The organism is Oceanimonas baumannii, from assembly GCF_002245495.1.
GTDB lineage: Bacteria > Pseudomonadota > Gammaproteobacteria > Enterobacterales > Aeromonadaceae > Oceanimonas > Oceanimonas baumannii.
In genome coordinates this window covers 1-1,133 of sequence record NZ_NQJF01000045.1, presented here as the reverse complement: position 1 = coordinate 1,133, position 1,133 = coordinate 1, and the positions used below count along the sequence as shown (strand labels likewise).

Here is a 1,133-nt window from a genome sequence, read left to right as displayed (position 1 = left end):
GTCGGCAGCGTCAGATGTGTATAAGAGACAGCTTCTTCGAACGCGGCGGCCACTCCTTGCTGGCCACCCAGGTTATCTCTCGGGTGCGCCACGACCTCAAGCGGGAAGTCCCGTTGCGCGCCTTGTTCGAACAGCCGACGCTGCAAGCGTTTGCCGTGGCGTGCGCGGACGTGCAGGCCGACACCGCGCCGCCGATGGTCAGCGTGTCGCGCGAGCAGCCGCTGGCACTGTCCTATGCCCAGGAGCGCCAATGGTTTCTGTGGCAGCTGGACCCGGCCAGTGCGGCGTATCACATGCCCAGTGCATTGCGTCTGCGGGGGTCGTTGAATGTCGATGCGCTGCAACAGGCCCTGGATGCCCTGGTCACTCGCCACGAAAGCCTGCGCACCCATCTGCTCCAGGAAGCCGAGCGCACTGTGCAGGTGATCAGCCCGCAGGTACACCTTGCCATGGCCGTGCTCGACACCGATGAAGCGCACCTTGAAGCCACACTGCAAGCCTGTATCGCGCAACCTTTCGACCTGCGTGCGGGGCCGCTGATGCGGGTCAACCTGCTACGCCTGGCCGAAGATGAGCATGTGCTGGTGCTGGTACAGCACCACATCATTTCCGACGGCTGGTCGATGCAGGTGATGGTCGACGAGCTGGTGCAGCTCTATGGCGCTTGCAGTCAGGGCCAGCGCCTGCAATTGCCGGCGCTGCCGATTCAATATGCCGATTACGCGGTGTGGCAACGCCAGTGGATGGAGGCGGGCGAGAAGGCGCGTCAGCTGAGCTACTGGCGCGAGCTGCTGGGCGGTGAGCAACCGGTGCTGGAGCTGCCGTTCGATTATCAGCGCCCGGCGGTACCAAGCCATCGTGGCGCGCGTTTGTCCATTGACCTGTCGAGCTCGTTGCTCGACGACCTTAGGGCCCTGGCTCAGCGTGAAGGGGTGACCCTGTTTATGCTGTTGCTGGCGTCTTATCAGGCGCTGCTGCACCGCTACAGCGGCCAACAGGACATTCGCGTTGGCGTGCCGATTGCCAACCGCAACCGTGTGGAAACCGAGCGTCTGGTTGGCTTCTTCGTCAATACCCAGGTACTCAAGGCCGAGATCGATGGTCACTTCAGCGTCTGTCTCTTATACACATCT

Annotated in this window: 1 protein-coding gene; it reads left to right on the top strand. The window is 62.6% G+C overall.

The window, feature by feature from the left end; all coding sequences use genetic code 11:
- Nucleotides 1–14: 14 nt before the first annotated feature.
- On the top strand, nt 15–1,133 hold a 1,119-nt coding region (locus tag B6S09_RS18870), incomplete at its 3' end, for a condensation domain-containing protein (RefSeq protein ID WP_280522718.1).